Source organism: Pseudomonas sp. GM74, assembly GCF_000282455.1.
Classification (GTDB): Bacteria; Pseudomonadota; Gammaproteobacteria; order Pseudomonadales; family Pseudomonadaceae; genus Aquipseudomonas.
Window position 1 is genome coordinate 1 of the sequence record NZ_AKJG01000134.1, and the last position, 1,283, is coordinate 1,283.

The 1,283-nt window shown below is 54.6% G+C and carries 1 protein-coding gene; it reads right to left on the reverse strand.

The window, feature by feature from the left end:
• Positions 1–20: 20 nt before the first annotated feature.
• Positions 21–1,199 carry an IS481 family transposase gene (locus PMI34_RS04620; RefSeq protein ID WP_008053071.1) on the reverse strand — a complete coding sequence of 393 codons (1,179 nt, stop codon included), beginning with the start codon at positions 1,197–1,199 and terminating at the stop codon, positions 21–23.
• Positions 1,200–1,283 lie beyond the last annotated feature (84 nt).

Sequence of the window (1,283 nt, forward strand, 5' to 3'; positions counted from 1 at the left end):
TGTAGAAACGGATACATCCTTTACAAACGAAACCGGGGACATCCTTTACGTTTTTGTGGGTTTGAAAGGCGGTTTTCACCGCTTTTCAAACGCCCTAAAAGGTAACTGCACAAATACACTTCCCATTCCTCATCTTCCACCTCCATCAACCCCAGTGCCTCACCCACCAGTGATTCACTGACAAATACCATTCCGCCTTTCCACTTCATTGAACCGTTTTGCCGGACTTTTCTGACCAGCATCTGTGGCGGGTAATTCACCTCCGGTACATGCCCGTCGTAGTGCCGGCTGGATGGCACATAAATATCTGCCGGAACCTTCATTGCCAGTGCCTTGTGAGGGCGTTCGTAGTTGTATTCGTGGCGAAATCGTTCAAACGCCAGCTGTTGCTGTACCAGGTTGTGTTCAGGTGTCTGCAGTAGTGCAGCTTTGAGGGTTCGATGCATTCGTTCGTGGCGGCCATTCTGGTCAGGACGTCCGGGCTGGATACGCTCGGGATAGATGCCCAAGCGGATGAACCAGGCCGCCAGACTGGAGATGCGCGACACGCCGGTCGAGGCAAAAGGTGAACCGTTATCCGTACGAATGACATTGGGCAACCCATACTCCCGAAAGGCCCAGTCAAATCCTTCACGCGCCCCTGCCACACTGCTTTGGGCCCGGCAAAGCAACAGGAACCGGCTGACATGATCGGAGATCGTCAAGGGAAAGCAGCGCTGACCTGATTGCAGGGCGAAATCGCCTTTGAAATCCGCCGCCCATGTTTGATTGGGCTCCGTGGCTTCGCGTAACGGAATAGGCCCCGTCGGTGGGCGATTAAGGAAGCGTCGTTTTTGCACCAGACCTGCACGCTTGAGCCATTCACCAGCCGTGCTCAACGCCGGCCAAGACAAGTCCGCATGTGCGTTCCTCAGGTTATGGACCAACTTCTCAGGCCCCCAACTCGGATGCTCACGCTTGTAAGCGATCAGCAACTCAAGGATCTGCTCACTGATTTGATGAGGGCTGTGGTGCGGACGTCTGGACAGCTCTTTGAGCCCGTCGATGCCACGCTCTGCATAGCGTGCCAACCACTTGTCCAAAGTGGGCCGACTGACACCGTAGTGCCGCGCCAGCTCACTTTTGGAATAGGCGCCGGACATCCAGTCGCCTATGAGTTTCACTCTCTGATCCATTGGGGACTCTCGATTCCAGGGCATGGTCAGGCACCTCCTGACCGTATTTCATACCTGTAAACGATGTCTCCGGTTTAAAACGTAAAGGATGTCTCCGGTTTCTACCCG